19 protein-coding genes are annotated in these 19937 nt (G+C 71.0%); 14 read left to right on the plus strand and 5 right to left on the minus strand.

Annotated features, from left to right (window positions below; all coding sequences use genetic code 11):
* Positions 1 to 148: 148 nt before the first annotated feature.
* Positions 149 to 1447 carry a cytochrome P450 gene (locus tag VHU88_09795; protein ID HEX3611966.1) on the minus strand — a complete coding sequence of 433 codons (1299 nt, stop codon included), beginning with the start codon at positions 1445 to 1447 and terminating at the stop codon, positions 149 to 151.
* A gap of 212 nt (positions 1448 to 1659) precedes the next feature.
* Between VHU88_09795 and VHU88_09800 the strand changes: the two genes are divergently transcribed.
* From VHU88_09800 to VHU88_09840, 9 genes are all read left to right on the plus strand, one after another.
* Positions 1660 to 2886 (plus strand): hypothetical protein, encoded by a 1227-nt coding sequence (locus VHU88_09800; GenBank protein HEX3611967.1) that lies wholly within the window; start codon positions 1660 to 1662, stop codon positions 2884 to 2886.
* On the plus strand, positions 2883 to 3269 hold the full coding sequence (locus VHU88_09805) for a hypothetical protein (GenBank protein HEX3611968.1): 387 nt from the start codon (positions 2883 to 2885) through the stop codon (positions 3267 to 3269). Before VHU88_09800 ends, VHU88_09805 begins: the two co-directional genes overlap by 4 nt.
* Entirely contained in the window at positions 3266 to 3694 is a 429-nt protein-coding gene (locus tag VHU88_09810; protein ID HEX3611969.1) for a hypothetical protein, read from the plus strand. The genes VHU88_09805 and VHU88_09810 overlap by 4 nt, the downstream gene beginning before the upstream one ends.
* Positions 3673 to 5613, plus strand: a complete 1941-nt coding sequence (locus VHU88_09815) for an ABC transporter permease (GenBank protein ID HEX3611970.1) — start codon at positions 3673 to 3675, stop codon at positions 5611 to 5613. Before VHU88_09810 ends, VHU88_09815 begins: the two co-directional genes overlap by 22 nt.
* Positions 5610 to 6413 carry an ATP-binding cassette domain-containing protein gene (locus VHU88_09820; GenBank protein ID HEX3611971.1) on the plus strand — a complete coding sequence of 268 codons (804 nt, stop codon included), beginning with the start codon at positions 5610 to 5612 and terminating at the stop codon, positions 6411 to 6413. The genes VHU88_09815 and VHU88_09820 overlap by 4 nt, the downstream gene beginning before the upstream one ends.
* Positions 6406 to 7131, plus strand: a complete 726-nt coding sequence (locus VHU88_09825) for an ABC transporter ATP-binding protein (protein HEX3611972.1) — start codon at positions 6406 to 6408, stop codon at positions 7129 to 7131. The genes VHU88_09820 and VHU88_09825 overlap by 8 nt, the downstream gene beginning before the upstream one ends.
* Positions 7128 to 8618: an ABC transporter substrate-binding protein gene (locus VHU88_09830; GenBank protein HEX3611973.1), complete on the plus strand. Its 1491-nt coding sequence runs from the start codon at positions 7128 to 7130 to the stop codon at positions 8616 to 8618. The genes VHU88_09825 and VHU88_09830 overlap by 4 nt, the downstream gene beginning before the upstream one ends.
* Positions 8619 to 8627: 9 nt before the next feature.
* Positions 8628 to 11321 (plus strand): NAD-dependent epimerase/dehydratase family protein, encoded by a 2694-nt coding sequence (locus VHU88_09835; protein ID HEX3611974.1) that lies wholly within the window; start codon positions 8628 to 8630, stop codon positions 11319 to 11321.
* A 154-nt stretch (positions 11322 to 11475) separates the two neighbouring features.
* Entirely contained in the window at positions 11476 to 12033 is a 558-nt protein-coding gene (locus VHU88_09840; protein HEX3611975.1) for a TetR/AcrR family transcriptional regulator, read from the plus strand.
* Between the two features lie 3 nt (positions 12034 to 12036).
* Here VHU88_09840 and VHU88_09845 read toward each other — a convergent pair whose 3' ends face one another.
* Positions 12037 to 12639, minus strand: a complete 603-nt coding sequence (locus VHU88_09845) for a TetR/AcrR family transcriptional regulator (GenBank protein HEX3611976.1) — start codon at positions 12637 to 12639, stop codon at positions 12037 to 12039.
* 103 nt (positions 12640 to 12742) lie between these two features.
* Here VHU88_09845 and VHU88_09850 point away from each other — a divergent pair, with 103 nt between their 5' ends.
* Positions 12743 to 13738 carry a hypothetical protein gene (locus VHU88_09850; protein HEX3611977.1) on the plus strand — a complete coding sequence of 332 codons (996 nt, stop codon included), beginning with the start codon at positions 12743 to 12745 and terminating at the stop codon, positions 13736 to 13738.
* The gene (locus tag VHU88_09855; protein HEX3611978.1) at positions 13735 to 14430 is read left to right on the plus strand and encodes a histidine phosphatase family protein; all 696 of its coding nucleotides are present in this window, start codon (positions 13735 to 13737) and stop codon (positions 14428 to 14430) included. The genes VHU88_09850 and VHU88_09855 overlap by 4 nt, the downstream gene beginning before the upstream one ends.
* A gap of 14 nt (positions 14431 to 14444) precedes the next feature.
* Here the strand turns inward: VHU88_09855 and VHU88_09860 are convergent, their stop codons facing one another.
* The 3 genes from VHU88_09860 to VHU88_09870 are packed head-to-tail and all read right to left on the minus strand — an operon-like array spanning position 14445 to position 17190.
* A complete protein-coding gene (locus VHU88_09860; protein ID HEX3611979.1) occupies positions 14445 to 15440 on the minus strand; it encodes an alpha-ketoacid dehydrogenase subunit beta in 996 nt (331 codons plus the stop codon).
* Between the two features lie 2 nt (positions 15441 to 15442).
* Positions 15443 to 16450, minus strand: a complete 1008-nt coding sequence (locus VHU88_09865) for a thiamine pyrophosphate-dependent dehydrogenase E1 component subunit alpha (protein ID HEX3611980.1) — start codon at positions 16448 to 16450, stop codon at positions 15443 to 15445.
* Positions 16447 to 17190, minus strand: a complete 744-nt coding sequence (locus VHU88_09870) for an SDR family oxidoreductase (protein ID HEX3611981.1) — start codon at positions 17188 to 17190, stop codon at positions 16447 to 16449. Before VHU88_09870 ends, VHU88_09865 begins: the two co-directional genes overlap by 4 nt.
* A 123-nt stretch (positions 17191 to 17313) precedes the next feature.
* Between VHU88_09870 and VHU88_09875 the strand changes: the two genes are divergently transcribed.
* The 3 genes from VHU88_09875 to VHU88_09885 are packed head-to-tail and all read left to right on the plus strand — an operon-like array spanning position 17314 to position 19936.
* A complete protein-coding gene (locus tag VHU88_09875; protein HEX3611982.1) occupies positions 17314 to 17559 on the plus strand; it encodes a hypothetical protein in 246 nt (81 codons plus the stop codon).
* Complete coding sequence (locus VHU88_09880) at positions 17556 to 18914, plus strand: aromatic ring-hydroxylating dioxygenase subunit alpha (protein ID HEX3611983.1); 1359 nt, start codon at positions 17556 to 17558, stop codon at positions 18912 to 18914. Before VHU88_09875 ends, VHU88_09880 begins: the two co-directional genes overlap by 4 nt.
* Complete coding sequence (locus VHU88_09885; GenBank protein HEX3611984.1) at positions 18911 to 19936, plus strand: acyl-CoA dehydrogenase; 1026 nt, start codon at positions 18911 to 18913, stop codon at positions 19934 to 19936. Before VHU88_09880 ends, VHU88_09885 begins: the two co-directional genes overlap by 4 nt.
* Position 19937 lies beyond the last annotated feature (1 nt).

Consider the following 19937-nt stretch of genomic DNA (forward strand, 5'->3'; position numbering starts at 1 on the left):
GCGGGACTCCTTGGCGGTGACTGCCCGCAAGCTGGACACCGCGGTCCACCGGCTCGGGCGCTGATCGGGACCGGGGGATTGATCGCGCGGTTGCCCTGATGCCGCACCGGCGAAACCTGACTGTCCGTCAGCCAGGCAGGAGACTCGGTCAGGCGGGGTCGAAGAGCAAGTCCAGTCGACGGACCCCACGCAGGATGTAACTGGGTACCCGCTCCGGCGGGGGAGCATCGGGGTCGCGGCGGAGGTTGGTCATCCGGGTCAGGATGGCGGTGAGCGCGATCCGGCTCTCGGCCCGGGAGAGCGCACTGCCCAGGCAGAAGTGCGGACCCTGACCGAAGGCGAGGTGCGCGCCTTCGCCCTCCCGCTCCAGGTCGACGGAGTCGGGGTCGACGAACTGGTCGGGGTCACGGTTGCCCGAGCCGTAGCAGAGCAGCAGGTGCGCGCCCGCGGGAAGGGCTACGCCACCGACCTCGGTGTCGACCAGAGCGGTCCGGTACAGGCCGGCGATCGGGGACTCGACCCGTAGCGACTCCTCGATCAGCTTCGGCAGCAGGGTCAGGTCCGCCCGGCAGCGGGCCATCAAACACGGCTCTTCGAGCAGCACCTGGACGGTGGCGGTGATGTGCGTCGTCGTCGTCTCGTTCCCCGCGATCAGGAACTGGGCGAACATCGTCAGCAGTTCGTCCTGGCGCAGTGACTCGCCGTCGACGCAGGCGTGCACCAGGTCGGAGATCAGGTCGTCCTGCGGTGTGCGCCGCCGGTTCGCGATGGTGTCGATGAAGTAGGCGGCGAATTCGGACTGGCTGCGGATCTGGGCTAGGACCTGGTCCCGGTTGAGGGCGTCGTTGCCGATGCTCGCCGCCAGCGCGTCGGACCACCGCTTGAACGTCGGCAGGTCACCGTCGGCCACGCCGAGTGCTCCGGCGATCACCGTGATGGGCAGGGGCACTGCGAGGTCGGACACCAGCTCCATCCGCCCGGTGTCGATGACCGCGTCGACCAGGCGGGTGCAGATGTCGGAGACGGTGTCCTCGATCTGCCGGACCCGGCTCGGTGTGAAGGCCTTGTTGACCAGCTTGCGCTGCGCCGTGTGCCGGGGTGGGTCGCAGCGGAGCAGCACGGGCTCGCGGTCCCGAAAGGCACCGGCGGTGAGCGCGCTGCGCAGCTCCTCTGACTCGGCGGCGAGGGTCTCGAGTGCCTGCCGGCGACGCTGCCCGTGCGGACCGGTCGCCTGGCGGGAGGAGAAAACCGTGGGATTGCGCGCCACCGTGCAGATGTCGGAGTACCGGGTGACGAGCCAGACCCCGGCGGTCTCGATGTAGTGGACCGGCGACTTCTCCCGGAGCTGGGCGAACATCGGAAACGGGTCCGCGACGGCAGCTGCGTCGGCCGCCAGGTAGCGCTCCGCAGCGTCTTCGAAGTCGGGGTCCGAGGCCGTGTCAGCCATGACTGGGAAGAGTGGCGGGAAACTAGATCAGATGTCAAGAAAGCAATGTGGACCGAGGCGCGGAACGCACACACTTACTTGTCATAGAACCGAGTTATTTAGTCTTGTACGAGGGTTGTTCCAGGGGTATTGTCGGCCAACGGCTTAGCTGGTCTTCATCTCCAGTAAGTAGTCGAGCGAGCCCCAGACAACGTCCCCGTTTCGGAGTCGCGGTGAGACTGCGGATCATCGGCATCGTCGCCGTGCCGGTCCTGATCGGTGCGGCCCCGCTCGTCCGTGCGCCGGACGCCCGGGCGGCGCTCAGCTTCACCGCCACCGCGGCCGCCGAGGTGGCCCACGAGACCTACGTGGTCAAGGACGCTCCGGTCTCGGAGACGATCTTCGACGGCGGCAGCCCGAGTGCCCGCGCCCTGCTCGACGCGATCGGCAACAGCACCGCGATCGCGGCGGCGAGCAACCCGGGCGAGCAGATCACCGCTTTGCCGAGTACTGCACGCGGCCTCGACCCGCGGCTGTCGGCACTGCCGGACTACCCCTACTTCGCCGTCTCCCGCGCGCCTGCGACCCCGAAGGCGTCCCAGGAGGTCGGGCCCTACCTGCTCGAGGCCGACAGCGACGCGGACCGCAGCACGGCCAGCGCGGGAGGGGACACCATCCACCAGGCCGGCGTCGTGCTCGCCCAGGCGTCGTCGCTGGCAGAGACCAGCACCGACGGCCGCTCGGTCACCGCGCGGGCGGGCACCCTGGCCACCGGGATCTCCGTCGCTGCGGTCCAGATCGGCGCCGTGCAGTCGCTGGCCCAGATGGTCGCCGACGGTAAGGACCACCAACCCACATCGCAGCTCGTGGTGACCGGGCTCTCGGTCGCCGGTGTCCCGCTCGCCTTCGGGCCCGACGGACTGAGCCTGGCCGGGCAGAAGTCCCCATTGCCGGACGACAGTCCGATCGCCAAGGCGCTGAAGGAGCAGGGGATCGGTCTGCGTTACCTCCAGCCAATCATCACCGCCGACTCGGTGCTCAGCGCGGGCGTGGAGATCACCTCGCGCTACCAGCCGCCGAACGGCTCGCCGTTCGGCCTGACCACGCAGAGCCTGACGCTGGGGCGCAGCTACGTCTCGTTGAACAGTTCCGGCGCGCCCGCGGCGGCCGACGCGGGGTCGGTCCCGGGGATGGGCCCGAATGCGGATCCCGCCGGGGTCCCGGGCACCGGCGTTCCGTCCACCACGGACGCCGCGGCTGCGCCAGGCGTGGTGCCGGTGGCCGGCTCCACCAGCGGACTCACCGGCGCCGGCGTCCCGACGGTCCGGGTCAGGGCTCGGGCTTTGTCCGCCCGGTCGGCCGATCTCGACCTGGACCTGTTCCCGCCCTTCGTGGTGGCCGGTGTCGGCGTAGTGCTGCTGGGCCAGCTCATTCGCATCCGAGGAGTCCGACAGTCGTGAATCGCGTGGACGCACTGCGAGCCCACTGGGACCGGGCCCTGGCGCTGGGACTGACCCTGGTCGGCGTCGTCATGCTCGTGGTCGGTTACGTGCGGATCAGTCGCACCCCGTACCCGGCCGAGCAGCTGCCGCTGCTGATGTCGGCCGGCGTCGGTTCGCTGTTCGTCCTCGGCCTGGGCGCCACCCTGTGGCTCTCGGCCGACCTGCGCGACGAGTGGCACAAGCTCGACGAGCTGACCACCGCCTCCGACGAACGCTACGTTGAGCGGCCCGCGCCGATCGAGCACCGGTTCGGCGGGTCCGACGCCATCGCGCCGGGCCCCGGTGCGATGGACACCGCGGTGTTCCGGTCGGACGACGGAGCCCGGGCCTCCGCACGATGAGCACGACGACGGCGGGCGCCACCCGGCCGTGGACGCCGGGCGCGCTGCGCCTCACTCTGGCCGCCAACGCGCTGGCAGCGATCCTGCTGGCGATGGCCTGGCACGGCGCGGCCGGTGAGGCGAGGTTCGCCGATGGCGCGGCCTGGGTGAACCTGTCCGCCATCGGGCTGGTGATCGCGGCGGGCGGCAATGCACGCCTGCTGCTGATCTCGCGCGCGCGGATCGGCTTGCGCCAGAGCGCGCTGCGGAGCTCGCGGCGGGCGGGGCGCGGACATCGGATCGAGACCGACCACCGCCGGGTCGCCCTGCCCGGTGGGCGGCTGTACCACCGGCCGGCCTGCCGACTGGTGACCGGCAAACCCGCGGAGGCGCTGCCGATGCCGGCGCAGGCCGGGCTCGAGCCGTGCGGCTGGTGCCGGCCGTGAACGACTACCTGCCCTTCGTCGTCTCCGGCATCGTCGCGGGCTCCCTGCTCGGACTGGCAGCCGTCGGCCTGGTGCTCTCGTTCCGCACCAGTGGGCTGTTCAACTTCGCCCACGGCGCGATCGCCGCGGCCGGTGCCTACGTCTTCTACGAGCTCACCGAGATCCGCGGTCTGCCCTGGCCGCTGGCCTCGTTGCTGGTGCTCGCCGTCTTCGCGCCCGCCACGGGTCTGGTGCTTGAGCGGATGGCCGCGGGTCTGCACGGGGTGCGGGCTGTCTACCGGATCGTCGCCACCGTCGGCCTGCTGCTCGTGGTGCAGGGCCTCGCCGCGGTCCGCTACGGGGCGGCCACCATCCCGCTCAACCCCTTCCTCCCGCAGGGCACCGTCAAGATCGGGGGCACCTTCGTCTCCTACGAGCAGCTGATCGGTTTGGGCATCGCGGTCGGCGGGGTGCTGGGCCTGCTCGCGCTCTTCCGCTTCACCAGGACCGGACTGCGCATGCGCGCAGTCGTCGACAACCCGCAGCTGCTCTCCTACGAGGGCGACAATCCAACCTCGGTCCGCCGCGGTGCCTGGGTGATCAGCTCGGTGTTCGCCTGCGCCACCGGCCTGCTGCTGGCGCCCAGTCTCGGCCTCGACACCGTCGTGCTGGCGCTGCTCGTGGTCCAAGCCTTCGGTGCGGCTGCGGTGGGTCGCTTCGGTTCGATCGGCGGGACGTTCGTCGGTGGCGTAGCGATCGGCGTGGCGTCGACGCTCAGCGCCAAGATCATCGGCGAGCACTTGCCGAACTCGCCGTTCTGGGCCGGGATCCCCGACGTCGCGCCGTTCCTCGTGCTGTTCGCGCTGCTCGTGGTGACCCCGGCGCGGAAGTTCTTCGACGTCCCCGGCAGCAACCGGACCGCCACCGGGCGGGCGGTCACACCGCGGCTGCATTGGGAGGCGGTCCTCGCCCTCGCGCTCGTGGCCGTGCTGATCCCGGCTTTCGTCGACACTTCCCTGTCGGTATGGACCACCGCTGCGAGTCTGGTGGTGGTCTTCCTCGGCCTCGGGCTGATGGTGTGGACCTCGGGGCAGGTCTCGCTGGCCCACGCCGCCTTCGCGGCCATCGGCGCTGCCGCGATGAGTCAGTTCCTCGATGCCGGGCTGCCGTGGGGGTTGGCGCTGCCGGCCGCAGGCCTGATCGCGGTTCCGGTCGCAGTGGCGGTGGCGCTGCCGACCCTGCGCCTTTCCGGGCTCTATCTGGCGCTGGCGACTTTCGCGTTCGCGGTGCTGCTCCAGCAGCTGGTGTATCCGACGCAGGCGATGTTCGGCGGCGGCTTCCGCGCCGTCGCGCGGCCGGGGATCTCGCTGTTCGGACTGGACCTCGCTGAGGACCGCGGCTACTACTACCTCTGCGTGTCCATGGCCGCCCTGGCCGCCGCGACGGTCTTCGGTATTCAGCGCGCGCGGCTGGGTCGGCTGCTTCAGGCGAACGCGGAGTCCGCCGACGCGGTGGCGGCCAACGGCGGCGACACCACGACGATCCGCACGGCCGTCTTCTGTGTCGCGGGCTTCCTCGCCGCGATCGGCGGGGCGCTCGCCTCCGGGGTCACGCTCCAGGCGAGCAGCCGTGGTTACGGCTACACGGTCGGCCTGACCTGGGTCGCCGTTCTCGCTCTGTTCGGTTCGCGGGCCACCGTGATCCGCGCCTCGGCTGCGGCGTACGCACTGGCGGTCATGCCCACGCAGATCCATCTGGACCCTGGCTGGTACACCGCGATCTTCGGGGCGGCGGCCATTGCCGCGAGCCTTCTGTCGGACCGTCAGTTCGACTTGAACCGGGGTTGGGACCGCGGCCGGGTGGCCTCGCGGCTGCGCCGCCGGGAGTTTCTGCCGCCCCGTCAGGTCGCACGACCGACCCACGCGGGGGTGCGGGGGTGAACGCTCCGATCGATGCGCGGCCCGAGCAGCAGGTGCTGGCCACGCGCGGGTTGACGGTCCAGTTCGGTGGAACGCGCGCGGTGGACGCCCTGGACCTGGAGGTGCGGGCGCGGGAGGTCGTCGGTCTGATCGGACCGAACGGGGCCGGTAAGACGACGACCTTGAACGCGTGCGCAGGCACGGTGAACCCGGCCGCCGGCTACGTGGAGTTGCTCGGTGTCGACGTCAGCTCCTGGTCGCCCGCGCACCGCGCGCGGCACGGCATCGGGCGGACGTTCCAGCGCTTCGCGTTGTGCGACTCGCTCCCGGTCGCGGAGAACGTCGGACTCGCGGTCGAGGCACGGCAGGCCGGTGGGCGGCCGTGGAAGTGCTTCCTCGCCCCGCGGGGGGCCCGGACCGCGCAGGCAGCTCGGGTGCGCGACGCGCTGGAGGTGTGCGGCATTTCCGATCTCGCCGGCCGCCGCGTGGGCTCGCTCTCGACCGGTCAGCGGCGATTGGTGGAGCTGGCGCGGGCCGTGTGCGGCCGCTCCCCGGTTCTGCTGCTCGACGAGCCGTCCTCGGGCCTGGACCCCGCCGAGACCGACGCATTCGCCCGGATCGTGCGCGACATCGTGGCCGACACCGGATCTTCGGTGTTGGTCGTCGAGCACGACATGACCCTCGTCCGCGAGATCTGCGCGTACCTCTACGTCCTGGACTTCGGCGTGCATCTGTGCGACGGACCGACCGAGGCCGTGCTCCGCGACGATCGGGTCCGCCGGGCCTACCTCGGTACCTTCGAGGAGCCGGCCCGTGCTTGAGCTGCGCGACGTCACCGCCGGGTACACAGGTGCGCCCGTGCTCAGCGACGTCGACCTGGTGGTGCCCGACGGGAGCACGGTGGCCCTGCTCGGTCCGAACGGCGCGGGCAAGACCACGCTGCTGCGGGTCGCGGCGGGCACCCTGCGGCCGATGCGCGGCAAGGTGCTCGTGGACGGCGTGGATGTGACGGGTCGTGCGCCGCACGACTTGGTGCGGCACGGCGTCTGCACGGTCCCCGAGGGCCGTGCGGTATTCCCGGGGCTCACCGTTCGGGAGAACCTGACGCTGTTCCTGGGCAACCGCGCCGCCGAGCTGGACCTGGCGGTTCGGGCGTTCCCGACGTTGGGCCGCCGGATGAACCAGCGCGCGGGATCGATGAGTGGCGGTGAGCAGCAGATGGTCGCCATGGCCCGCGCCTACCTGCAGTCCCCGCGCCTGGTCCTGCTCGACGAGGTCTCGATGGGGCTTGCCCCGGTCGTGGTCGACGAGGTCTTCGCCTTCCTCGCCGCGCTGCGTGCCCGGGGGGCCTCGCTGCTCCTGGTCGAGCAGTACGTCGGCAAGGCGCTGGCGCTGGCCGACTACGTCGTCCTGCTCTCCCGCGGGCGTATCTGCTTCGTCGGCGAGCCGCACGAGCTCGACGAGGAGCGGATCTTCCAGTCCTACGCAGGCCTCGAGCCGGTGCCCGCCGGAGCGTCCACCGAAGGAGTACCGCGATGAATCGCCTGACCCGCCGGACGCCCGTGGTCCTGTGCGGACTCGTCCTGCTCAGCGGCTGCGCCACAAGCCTGAGCCGCGCCGAGATCGTGGCCGCCCAGCAGGGCGCGCCGGTCTCGTCCGGCCGCACCGACGCGACCGGCGCCGCGGCCGGCGGGCCGGCCGGCACAAGCGCGACCGATGCGGTGCCGGTGACGGTCGTCAGCGGCACCACGAACCCGGGCGCGACCGGTAGGGCCGCCACGCGCGCGCCTGGAGCGGCCGGGACCGAGGCGAGCGACCCGTCGGCCGCGGGCGGCAAGGCCAAGCCCGCCACGGCGGGTGTCGGTGGCGAGGCCAAGCCGGCCACGACGGCTGCCGGCCACGGTGGTGTGCAGGCGCAGGCCAACCACCTGCCGATCACGGTGGGCTTCGTCGGCAGCATCACCGGTCTCTACGGGACGTCCTTCCGGCCCGTGCTCACCGCAATCCAGGCGAACATCACCGACCTGAACTCCCGGGGTGGAATCAACGATCACCCGATCAAGCTGATCGTCGCTGACGACGGCGGGGACCCGGCGAACTACCTGGCGCAGTTGCGACGGATGGTCGAGCAGGACAAGGTGATCGGCTTCGTCGGGAACACCCACGGCGCCTCGTTGTCGCAGGCCGCCGTCGACTACGTCGGGGCCAAGGGCATCCCGATCCTCGACGGCGACGACTCGAACCTGCTGGCGCCCACCAGTCCGATGATCTTCGGCTTCGGTGCGGCCGGCATTGCCCTGAACGGCACCGAGTTCGCCGCCGCTCGCGACCTGCTCGGCAAGGGCCTCAAGGTGGGTTTCATCTCCTGCCAGGAGGTGCAGCAGTGCAGCGACTACGCCACCACGTTCGGTGGCTTCTCCGCGAAGGCGGGGTTCACGCCGGTGTTCGCCGGCCGGGCGTCACTGACCGCACCGGATTTCACCGCCAACTGCCTGCAGGCGCGCAACGCCGGGGCCCAGGTGCTGTTCCTGCGCATCGATATCAACTCGGTCAAGCGGATCGGCCGGGACTGCTCGCGCCAGGGTTACAAACCGACCTACGTCACCGCCCCGGTGCTGACCGACCCCAGTTCCCCGAGCAACCCGGCGATGGACCGGCTGATCATTCCGAGCCAGCAGTTCCCGTTCATCGACAACGGGCTGCCCGAAGAGAAGCGGTTCCGCTCGGTCCTGCTTCAGACGGTGGGTCTGGATCAGATCTTCGCCGCACACGCGCAGGGCTGGAACGTCGCGGACATCTTCGCCAAGGCGGCGCAGTCGATCGCGCCGGATGCGACTCCGTCGACCGCGCTCCTGCTCAAAGGGCTCTACACGTTCAAGAGCGAGACCCTTGGCGGGACGAGCCAGCCCCTGACCTACGTCCCTGGCAAGCCGCCGGCGCACGTGAACAACATGTGCGCATTCCCGATGCAGGTCGTCGACGGCAAGTGGACCGCACCCCGGGGCAACAAACCCAGCTGTCTGTGAAGGAGCAGGATGACCAGTCCTGACGTCGAGCACCGTCCCCGGACGATCCTGGTAACCGGAGCGAGCGGGGTCTTCGGGCGCGAGATCACCGGACGTCTCCTGCGCCGCGGGCACCGGGTGATCGGGCTGTCGCGCCGGCTGCCGGCCAGTCCGTGCGTCGGTGCCGAATACGTCGCCGCGGACATCCGTGACCTCGACGCCCTGACCCGCGCCCTCGAGGGGTGCGACGTGGTCGCGCACTGCGCCTGGGCGATCGAGGCGCTCTTCGGCGACCCGGCGGAGCGGGCCATCAACATCGGTGGCACCGAGAACGTGCTCGCCGCCATGGAGCGCACCGGGGTCCGCCGGGTTGTCTTCGCCAGCTCGACGACCGCCTACGGTCCCAAGCCGGACGACCGCGCCCGGCTCCTGGAGAGCACCCCGCTCGCGCCCCACCCGGAGGCGACCTATGCCGTGCACAAGGCCGAGGCGGAGGCGCTGCTGGCCGCCGCCGACGTCGACGCCATCAGCATCCGCTCGCCGATCGTGGTCGGCCGGCGGATCGACAACCGGGTCCGCAACCTGCTCGCCGGCCCCGCCATCGCCGTCGCCAAGGGCCGGGAGGTCAGCTGGCAGGTCGTGCACGCCGACGACGTCGGTAGTTTCTTCGCCGTCGCTTGCGAGCGGGGTCCGGCCGGTCCGGTCAATCTCGCCGCGGAGGAGATCGTCTCGGTGGAGCAGGTGGCTGCCGCATTCGGCAAGCGCATCGTGCGGATCCGTGAGGACCGGCTGGAGAAGGGCATCGCGGCGCTGTACAAGCGCAAGCTGCTCCCGGTGAACGTGGGCGACTTCCGCTTCGTGCTCTACCAGCCGCTGCTGGACACCACGCGGCAGCGCGAGGAGTTCGGGTTCGAGTGCGCGTGGTCGGGCCCGGACGCTCTGGAGGACACCCGGCTGTCGCTGGTCGGCGTCCTCGGCGTCGGCGACAAGGCGGTAAGCATGCCGTGGAAGCAGCAGTTCCGGCCGGGCCGGGTTCCCTCGGACACCCCGGCGCTGGACGGGGGGCCGCTCGAGCCGGGCGCCAAGCCCGACCATGTCGGCGAGTTCGACAGCCCCGTCGACCCCCGGTTCTCGACGTTCGTCGCCACCAACTTCTCCGAAGCGCTGCCCGGGCCTGCCACGCCGCTGTCGCTCACCGCGGTCGCGCCTGCATTCGCGCAGGCCGGCGTCGCCGCCGTGCATTTCGTCGGCCTGACCGGGGTCGCGCGGACCGAGGCGCACGCCCGGATGTTCAGCATCCAGGGCCACCGCGTGTACATGAACGTGGCCACCGGTGCCGCCATCGGAGAGCTTTCTCCGGGCTGGGACGCGGAGTCCTTCGCCGCGCAGTACCTCGGGCGCCACGTCGCGGACCTGCCGCCGCTGAACTTCGCCGACCTCCCGATGGACAAGGTCACCACGCGCCGCGGCAAGGCGCAGGCCGGCGGCGCGATGGGCCTGCGTCTGGGTGGCGTGCTCACCGGCTACCGCAGGGACATCGACGAGATGCTGCGTCAGGTCGCGCGGCTGGAGCGCCTGGCCGGTGATCCGCTCGGCCTGTCCGACGCGGCCCTGGAATCGATGTTCAACCTCGGCTACGACCTGCAGTGCCACGGCTGGCGGCTGGCCGCGCTGGGCGCGATCCTCTCCGGTGCCGGGACCAACACCGCCGAGCAGCTGGCCGGCCGGACCGGCGTCGTGGTCCAGGTCGGCGAGGGCCTCACCAGTGCGGAGGGCCTGAGCGGGGTGCGGCGACTGGCGGAGCTGGCCGCGGCCGAACCGGCGGTGCTGGCCGTCCTGCGCGAGGGGGGCAGCGGACTGCTCGGTCGGATGGAGGCCGTCTCGCCCGGCTTCGCGACCGCGGTCACCGAGGCGCTGCGGACGTTCGGCCACCGGGGGCCGGCCGAGTGCGAACTCGCCTCCTCGGTATTCGCCGACGACCCCGACCTGGTGCTGCGCACCGTCGGGAAGGCGGCCTGCGTGCTCGCCGCCCCGGGCGCGACGCGTTCCGGGCCGCACGGCGCCGTCGCCGTCCCGAGGCGGGCACGGCCGGCGGTCGCGCTGGCGCGGTGGGCCACGGGGGAGCGCGAACGCGACCGGGACGCGCTGGTGCGGGTTATCGGGGTGATGCGGTCCATCGCCCGGGAGCAGGGCCGGCGCCTGACGGTCACCGGCGTGCTGCGCGATCCGTCGGACGTCTTCTACCTGGCCTACGCCGAGCTGTTCGCGCCCGGCACCGATGCGCAGGCGGCCGTCACCCGCCGCCGGGCGGAGCGGGAACGGCTGGCCGCAATCCGGCTGCCGATCGCGTTCGTCGCGCCGTGGGAGCCGGAGCCCGATGTGCCCACCCTTGCCGCCGGCGACCGCCTCACCGGCGTGGCTGCGGCGGGCGGGAAGGCCCGCGGGCGGGTGCGGGTCGTCAAGCCCGAAACGGCCGACCTCCTCGAGCCGGGTGAGGTCTTCGTCACCCAGGTCACCGACGTCGGATACGCCCCGCTGTTCGGCCACGCGGCCGCGGTCGTCACCGACATCGGCGGCATGTTGTCGCACGCCGCAGTGGTCGCGCGCGAGTTCGGGATCCCCGCGGTGTGCGACACGGCCGACGCGACGGTCCGGCTGGTGGACGGCATGGAGGTCGAGGTCGACGGGACGGCGGGCACGGTCCTCGTGCTCGCCCTCCCGTGATCGGGCGGTACGGTCGGGCAAGATGCGTGCTGGACAGGTGAGGGAACGAGGAATAGGACCCAGGGCGTTGGCACGGTCGGCACCGGTAACACGATCGGTACAGCTCGCCCGGCGGCCCAACCGGCGTGACCACGTCGTCCGCTGCGCCGTCAGCGTGTTCGCCCGGGAGGGCTTCCAGGGCACCAGCATCCAGGACGTGGCCGCCGAGGCCGACGTGGTGACCACCGCGGTGTACTACCACTTCGCCAGCAAGGACGAGCTGTACGAAGCCGCGCTCGACCACGTCTTCGCCCAACTGGACGAGGTCGTCGAGAAGGCCCGGCCCGAGGGTGACGAACTCAGCTTCAGCCGGGTGATCGGGGCGGTCTGGGACTGGGTGGAGAACAACCCGGAGCCGGCGAAGCTGCTCTACCACCAGCTTCCCGGAGCGACCGCGAACTCGCTGCGCATCCGGCAGGACTTCGAACGCCGGCACATCGAGCGGATGGTCGACTACCTGCAGGTCCCCTCGGCGCCGAATAATCGGCGCGACACCGCGTTGCGCTGGACCACGACCTCGCTGATGATGCGGAGCCTGTTCTCTCTCGGTACGAACGTGCACTCGCTGCGGCTCGGGGAGGGCCCGCTTGCCGGGCAGTCCAAGGCGGCGTTGCGCAAGGCCTACGAGGAGGTCTCCCTGCGGATGATGGCTGTCGCGCAGGAGCGGAGCTGACGGCTACCCACCAGGGGTGATGACGCCCTCGGCGAGCGCCTCGACCTCCAGGCGGAACCGCGTCTCGCTCAGACCCTTGCGGGCCCGGTCCAGCGTCAGCATCGAGGCGACCGCCGCCTCGGTGAGCGAGAGCAGGGCGACTGCCAGTACCGATGCCTCCGCCGCCCGGACGCCCGGCCGCGCTGCCTTCACCGCCACCCGGAGCTGCTCGACGGCGTGGATGCGGTCGTGGCGCAGGACACCTTCGACGGCGGAGGAGAGGCCGGAGGCGGACAGGACGTAAGCACGCGCCCCGGGGGAGGACTTCGCCCAGGTCATGATCTCCCCGGCGATGCAGCCGATCGATTCCCCTGCCTTGACCCGGTCTACTCCCGCGTCGATGGCGGCCCGGTAGGTCTGGCTGACCCCCTGAAAGCCCTCGAGCAGGATCGCGTCGCGGGAGGCGTAATGGTAGTAGATCGCCGCGGGCGTCATCTTCGCGGCCGCCGCGATATCCGCGATGGTGACCGCGTCCGCCTGGCTCTCCGCAATGAGCTCCAGGGCGGTGCTCACGATGGCGCTTCGGCGGGAGGGCCGGTGCGCCGGTCGCCGCGTCGGGATGGTCACCTGCGCATCCTACTTACTTGACACCGTGTCTTGCATCGACCCGGCGCTGGTGCGATGCTGGATTACTAGAGACAACATAAAGTAAGTAACTCGAGGTGGCGCAGTGGGCGAGAAGCGGCAACTGGTCGGGGACTACAACTTCTGCAACGTCGCGGGGATCTACGAGCCCGACCTGTCGGCGATCATGCCCGAGCAGCAGCTCAACGGCATGACCCTGCAGTCGCAGTACATCTACGGCGGCTTCACCACCGCCTCGGGCAAGACCTACATCGTGGAACGCAAGTTCATCGGCCCGATGTCGGGCGGGAACTACATCCTGACCAACTCCTCCGGGGCGATGGAGCTCGCGCCGGAGTCCGGCCGCAGCGCCAAGGGCGAACTGGTACGCGACTTCGAACCGCTGCGGCGGAACTGGAAGTCCAAGGGGATGTTGCACGCCTCCGCCGAGTTGCCGATCGACCTGACCATCACCGACGAGCACTTCACATGGACCGAGGGGCCGGCTGTCGCGCTGTCCGGGGCGCGTTCCGCCCACGGTGTGCAGTTCTTCGCGCCCGCCCGCAGCGAACCCTTGGGCTATGCCAGCCAGTCCTACTGGGTCACCGGCTCGGTGCTCGGTGAACCGGTCGAGGGCCCGGTGTTCTTCGACCACCTGTACTTCCAGCACGGCGCGGAGTGGAAGGAGTACCGCTGGTACACCGATCTGCAGATCTCCTGGAACGTCTTCGCGAACAAGTTCGACGACGGCACGGTGGAGTTCGGCCACATCGTGCGGGGGCGGCAGGGCTGGAGCGCCGGGGTCGTGGTCGAGGGCGACCGGGCGACGGCTGTCTGCACCGACGTCGGCGGTGACTTCATCCTCGACGCCGAGGACTACGTGGCCACCGGCACCTACGACCTCGGCCCGGCCGGGGGCTGGATCTTCACCGGCGATCCCACCCAGCAGATGGGCGGCTTCAACAAGGCCCGCTGGGGCGGGTACCGCGCCCAGGGTGGCGTGACGCGCCGCCAGGGCGACGACCGCGTCCTGGTCAATGGCTGGACGTGGTTGGAGTGCTTCGCCGACCGGATCCGGTCCGAGGGCCTCCTCCAGCGGTGATCCCGCCCCCGTACATCGACCTCGATCCCGCGCTGCTGCGCGACGGGACGGAGTTCACGCGCCTGCTCCTGGTGCGCCATGCCCAGCAGGAGTCGACGCCGGCGGGGGTGATGCCGCAGGCCTGGCTGGACGGTGAGCTGACCGGGACCGGCCGCCGGCAGGCGGCCGTGGTGGCCGAGCACCTGGCGGTGGAGTCGCTCGCGGCCGTCGCATGCAGCCACATGCTGCGGGCACGGGCCACCGCCGAGGTGATCGCGGCCGGCCACCGGGTCGAACCGTTGGTGCGTCCCGACCTTGCGGAGGTCGACGCCTACGCCGACATGCCCGCCGACGTCTGGCCCCCCGACCACGTCGGCGCCGAGGTCTGGGCCGCAGCCCACGTCGAGTTCGCCCGCACCCGCCGGTGGGATGTCTACACGTTCGGCGAGACCGGCAAAGAGCTGCGGGCCCGGGCCACCGCTGCGATTGAGGACGTGATCGACCGTCACGCGGGGCAGGCGATCGCCGTGGTCTGTCACGGGGGCGTGATCAACGCCTACCTCGCGCAGCTGCTCGGCATCGGCGCGGACATGTTCTTCCTGCCGGCGCACGCCTCGGTGTCCGTGGTCCGCGCCTCGCTCGACGGCCGCCGGGTGGTGGAGAGCCTCAACGACCGCCATCACCTCGAGGCCCTCGACCTGCTCACCTACTAGCGCTTTCGCTGACGTTAGGGCTGGTCCAGCAGGGAGTGCACGGCGGTGAGGATGCGCTCGGTCGAGGGGGCGTTCGACAACCCCGGCGAGAACGGCACCGGTGTGAACCTCGCGCCGACCCGGAGCACCGGGCCGAGCAACTCGCCGAAGAGCTGCTCGTGGATCTGTGCCCCGATCTCGGCGCCGGGGCCCATGAACTGGGTCGCCTCGTGCACGACCACGGCCCGGCGGGTCTTGCTCACCGACTCGAAGACGGTGTCGAGGTCCAGCGGCATCAGGGTGCGCAGGTCGATGATCTCGGCGCTGATCCCTTGCCCCGCCAGGGTTTCGGCGGCGGCGCGGACCAGGGGGACGGTCGCCCCGTAGGTGATCAGCGTGACGTCGCCGCCGGCTGTGAGCACGTTCGCCTTCCCCAGCGGCATCCGGAGGTCGTCGACCGGGACCTCGGCCTTGCTGCTGTAGGCGAGGTTGAGGTGCTCGATGAACAGGCAGGGGTCGTCGTCGAAGATGCAGGAGGTCAGCAGGCCTTTCGCGTCCACCGGGTTGGACGGCATCACGACCTTGATGCCGGGGGTGTGCATGAACCACGCCTCCAGAGACTGCGCGTGCTGGGCGCCGAACCGGCTGCCGCCCACGGTCGTGCGCACCGTGATCGGTGCCGGCGTCGCACCGCCGGACATGTACCGCAGTTTCGTTGCGTGGTTGACGATCTGGTCCATCGCGACCGTGATGAAGTCGAAGAACATGATCTCCGCGACCGGGCGATATCCGGCCAGCGACAGTCCGATGGCCGTACCGACGATGGCCTGCTCGGAGATCGGGGTGGCCCGAACGCGGTGGGCTCCGTACTTCGTCGACAGGCCTTTGCTCACCTTGAACACGCCGCCGATCGGGTCGGCGATGTCCTCGCCGAGCAGGATCACCTTGGGGTCGGCGGCCATCGCGCAGTCGAGTGCGGAGTTCATCGCGACGGCCGAGGTCATCTCCTCGGTCTTCGGTTCGGCAAGCACGGTCAGCGCTCCTCCCAGGTGACCACGTCAGTGGCGAAGACGTCGGTCCAGAGCTCGGCGGGCCCCGGCAGCGGACTCGCTTGCGCAAACGCGAAGGCGTCCGCCACCGCCTGTTCGGCCCGGTGTTCCACCTCGTCGGCCTCGCCCTGGGTCAGGGTCCCGGACTCGACCAGCCACGAACGGAACACCGGGGCCGGGTCGCGCGCCATGGCGGCGGCGAGCTCGTCGGCGGGCACGTAACTGAAGTCGGCCGTGCCGGTGTGCCCGGTCAGCCGGTAGGTCATCGCCTCGACGAACACCGGGCCGCGGCCCGCGCGCAACGACGCGACCGCGTCGCGCAGGCATCGCAGGGTGGCGAACAGATCGAAGCCGTCGACCCGGTGCGCGGGCATGCCGTAGGCCTCGACCCGGGCGCGCAGGTCGGTGGACCCGGCGTACTCGGCGATCGGGGTGTGCTCGCCCCACTGGTTGTTCTGGCAGAGGAACAGGATCGGTAGCCTCCACAACACGGCCAGGTTCAGCGCCTCGTGCGCGGCGCCGATCGACGTCGCCCCGTCGCCGAAGGTGACCACCACGGCGCGGTCGGAGCCGTCCAGCTGCGCGCCCAGGCCGAGTCCGAGGGCGATCGGCAGGCCCGAGCCGACGATGCCGGTGGTCGTCATGAACCCGACCGCGGTGTCGTGCAGGTGCATCGCCCCGCCCTTGCCCTTTGACACCCCGTCGATACGGCCGTAGAGCTCGGCCATGATTGCCCGCAGGCTGACGCCCTTGGCGAGGGCGTCGCCGAGGTTGCGGTAGGTCGAGACCAGCTGATCGTCCGGGCGCAGCACCTCACCGAGCGCCGCGCAGACCGCCTCCAGGCCGCGGACCGGGTAGAACGCGGCCTGCAGGCGGCCCGCCTTGGTCTCCTCGCGGGCCTGGTCGTCGGCCAGCTTCGTCGTGAGCATGAGCTCGTACATCCGCTCCGAGGCCTCGCGGTCCAGTAGGGCCTCGGTCGTCGGCGCGATCACCCGACGACCTGCACCAGGGCCCGCGTGGGATCGGTCGGGTCGAGCTCGATCGACCACGCTTCACCGTTGTGGTCACCGGCCACCAGCCTGAGGATCGGTTCGGCGACCTGCTCCGGGGTGAGCAAGGGACCCGCGACCCGCTTTACCAGCCAATCGGCGACTCCGTCCCGCCCGCTGGTCGCAAGCAGGGGAGTGCGGACCATGCCCGGCAGCACGATGTTCACCCGAAGGCCGCTGCCACCCGCGGCCGCGGACCGCGTGAAGTGCAGCAGGCCCGCTTTGGTGAAGGCGTACGCCGGGTCGGGAGGCAGGACGCGGATGCCCGCGGCAGAGCCGACGTTCACCACGACGCGATCGCCCGGCACCGGGTAGGTCGCGGCCAAGGTGGTCGTGGTGATCGCGCCACCGCCGTTGACGGCCAGCACCCGCGCCATCCTGCGCAGGTCGCTGCCCGGCCAGGGGTCGCCGCCGGACATGATGCCGGCGGCGTTGACGACGCAGGCCAAGTCCCGGCCGGCACTGGCCAGCTCGGCGAAGAGGGCGGCCAGGGAAGCGGGGTCCGACACGTCGGTCTCGACCGGCTGGTGCCCGTGGCCGGTCAAGCGGGCCGCGGCCTCCTTCGCCGCGGCACCGTCGATGTCGGCGACCACGACGGCCATCCCGGCGCCCGCCAGCGCGGCTGCCGTCGCGTGTCCGATTCCGCTCGCCGCACCGGTCACGACGGCGGTCCTGCCGACCACGTCCACGCGTTCCTCCCGGCTCGGAATAGCTGTACTCACTATCGAGTAACTAAGCTCATGCAGCAAGAGTAACTTTATGTCGAGTCTTGTTATGAAGCACTGTCGCGCCTACCATTCGGTGTCATGCGACGCCTCGTCCATCCGCTCACGGGCGCCACGTACGAATGGGCGGACGACGGCCTCGGTCCGGTACAGGTGACTGACCGTCAGGGCGTGACCGGGCGCTTCGATCGCGACGGCAGGCGGATCGCCGGCGAGCTGGTCAGCGTCGATCCCGAGATGTGCCGGTGGATCGCCAGCGGCGGCCCGACGGCCGGCGGCGCGGCCGGCCGGAGCCGGCGCTTCGAGACGCCCGAGACGACGTCATGACGGTGCAGGACCAGCGCCGTCCGCCGCGCGGTCTCAGCTACCAGGAGTTGCTCGACGCGGACTCCCGCGAGGTGCCGGAGACGATGCGCTGGAACGTTCCGGCCGACCTGGGGCTGGCCGACGTGCCGATCGCTCGCTACCTCTCGCGCGAGGCCCACGAGCTGGAGAAGCAGCACCTGTGGTCGCGGGTCTGGCAGGTGGTCTGCCGGGCGGAGCAGCTGGCGCAGGTGGGGGACACGTTCGTCTACGACATCGCGGACCGGTCGTTCCTGGTGGTGCGCCACGCGCCGGGCCCCGAGGGATTACGTGCCTTCCCGAACGCCTGCCTGCACCGTGGCCGCGCCCTGCGCGATGCGCCGGGTCGGGTCGAGGAGCTGCAATGCAGCTTCCATGGGTTCTGCTGGTCCTTGCAGGGACAGCTGAAGCGCATTCCGAGCGAGTGGGACTTCCCGCAGGTCCGGCCGGAGGAGTTCGAACTGCCGCGGCTACGGATCGGCACCTGGGGGGGCTTCGTGTTCCTCAACCCGGACCCGGCCGCGGCGTCGCTGGGCTCGTTCCTGGGTGTGCTGCCCGACCTCTTCGAGCGCTGGCCGCTGGCGGAGCGTTACGTCCGAGCGCACGTCACGAAGGTGGTCAACGCCAACTGGAAGTTGGTCCAGGAGGCGTTCCTGGAGAGCTACCACGTCGTGACCACACATCCCCAGCTGTTGCCGGGCTTCGGCGACGCGAACAGCCAGTACGACGTCTTCGGCAACGTCACGCGCACCATCTCCCCGCGCGGGGTCGCGAGCCCGCTCATCGGATGGCGGCCCAGCGAGCAGGAGCAGCTGGACTCGGCGCTGGACGTCCGCCTCGACGACCCGCCCGCGCTGAGGGTTCCGCCGGGCGCGACGGCGCGCCAGGTACTGGCCGAGGCCGCGCGCACGGCGCTGCGGCCCACCCTCGGTCCGGGCGCCGAGCTGCTCTGCGACGCGGAACTCGTCGACAGCTACTTCGTCAACGTCTTCCCCAACGCGCATCCGTGGGGCGCCTACAACCAGATCTTCTACCGGTTCCGACCGAACGGCGACGACCACCGCTCGGCCCTGATGGAGGTCATGCTGCTCGCGCCGTTCGCCGGCGAGCGCCCGCCGTCGGCGTCGGAGATCCGGCTCGGCGGGGATGACCACTGGCGTGATGCGGTCGAGGTTCTCGGCTCGCTGGCCCGGGTCTTCGACCAGGACGAGTTCAACCTCGAGGCCGTCCAGCGCGGGCTGCTCAGTACCGGGCGCACCGGGGTGACGCTGTCCGGCTACCAGGAGGGCCGGATCCGGCACTTCCACCACCTGTACGAACAGTGGGTGCCGGGCACGTGACCCTGGACACCGAACGCGCCGGGCTGATCGCCGAGCTGCGTGCGGCCGTGCGCGACGTCTGCGCAGACCTCGGCGGGCCGACGGTCGTCCGCACGTTGGGACCCGGCGCCGCGTGGGACGCCAAGGCGTGGTCGGTGCTGAGCGAGCAGGTCGGCATCGCGGCGCTGGGACTGCCCGGGAGTGCCGACGGCATCGGGGGCGTGCCGGAGATCGCGGCCGTGGCCGAGGAGCTCGGGGCCGCACTGCTGCCGGTGCCGTTCCTGACCAGCACCGTGATGGCGGGTCAGGTTCTGGCTCGTTGCGGTCCCGCGGCGGGACCGGTGCTCACCGAGATCGCGGCCGGCCGGCAGACCGCGGTGACGGCCTCCCTGATCTCACGCGACGGGACCGGTCCGGTGGTGCCCGACGCTGCCGGGGCGCGATGGCTGGTCGCCCAGTTCGGGGAGCATCTGGAGCTCATCGACCTCCGCCAGGACGGCGTGGTGGTCGAACCGGCGGAATCGCTCGACCTGTCACGTCCCGCGGCCCGGGTGCGCGTCGGCGATGTCATGGCGATCCGGCTGAGCGACGACGGATCCGCGGTGATGAGCGCCGCGATGGCGGTCGCCCGGGTCGCCGTGGCCGCGGAGCAGCTCGGCGGCGCGCAGGAGTGCCTGGACCGGACCGTCGCCTACGTGAAGGAACGGCGCCAGTTCGGCCGCGCGGTCGGGAGCTTCCAGGCGGTCAAGCACACGCTGGCCGACATGCTCGTCCAGGTGGAGATGGCCCGCTCGGCGGTCGGGCGCGCGGTCGAGGTCCATGACGATCCGGACGCACTCGCCGAGGCCGCGCTCGTGGCCCGGATCTGGTGTTCCGACGCCTACCGGTTCGTCAGCGCCGAGGCGGTCCAGCTGCACGGGGGAATCGGCTTCACCTGGGAGCACGACGCCCACCTGTACTTCCGCCGGGCCCGAGCCGACGCCGCGTTGCTCGGCAGCGGCGCGGTCGCCCGCGAGGAACTCGCCGATCTCCTCGCCTGGTAGC

The organism is Sporichthyaceae bacterium, assembly GCA_036269075.1.
GTDB lineage: Bacteria > Actinomycetota > Actinomycetes > Sporichthyales > Sporichthyaceae > DASQPJ01.

Coding starts and splice junctions, on each gene's coding strand:
- VHU88_09795 (HEX3611966.1), bottom strand. CDS start 1,447: ATGGCTGACACGGCCTCGGACCCCGACTTCGAAGACGCTGCGGAGCGC.
- VHU88_09810 (HEX3611969.1), top strand. CDS start 3,266: ATGAGCACGACGACGGCGGGCGCCACCCGGCCGTGGACGCCGGGCGCG.
- VHU88_09830 (HEX3611973.1), top strand. CDS start 7,128: ATGAATCGCCTGACCCGCCGGACGCCCGTGGTCCTGTGCGGACTCGTC.
- VHU88_09835 (HEX3611974.1), top strand. CDS start 8,628: ATGACCAGTCCTGACGTCGAGCACCGTCCCCGGACGATCCTGGTAACC.
- VHU88_09875 (HEX3611982.1), top strand. CDS start 17,314: ATGCGACGCCTCGTCCATCCGCTCACGGGCGCCACGTACGAATGGGCG.
- VHU88_09880 (HEX3611983.1), top strand. CDS start 17,556: ATGACGGTGCAGGACCAGCGCCGTCCGCCGCGCGGTCTCAGCTACCAG.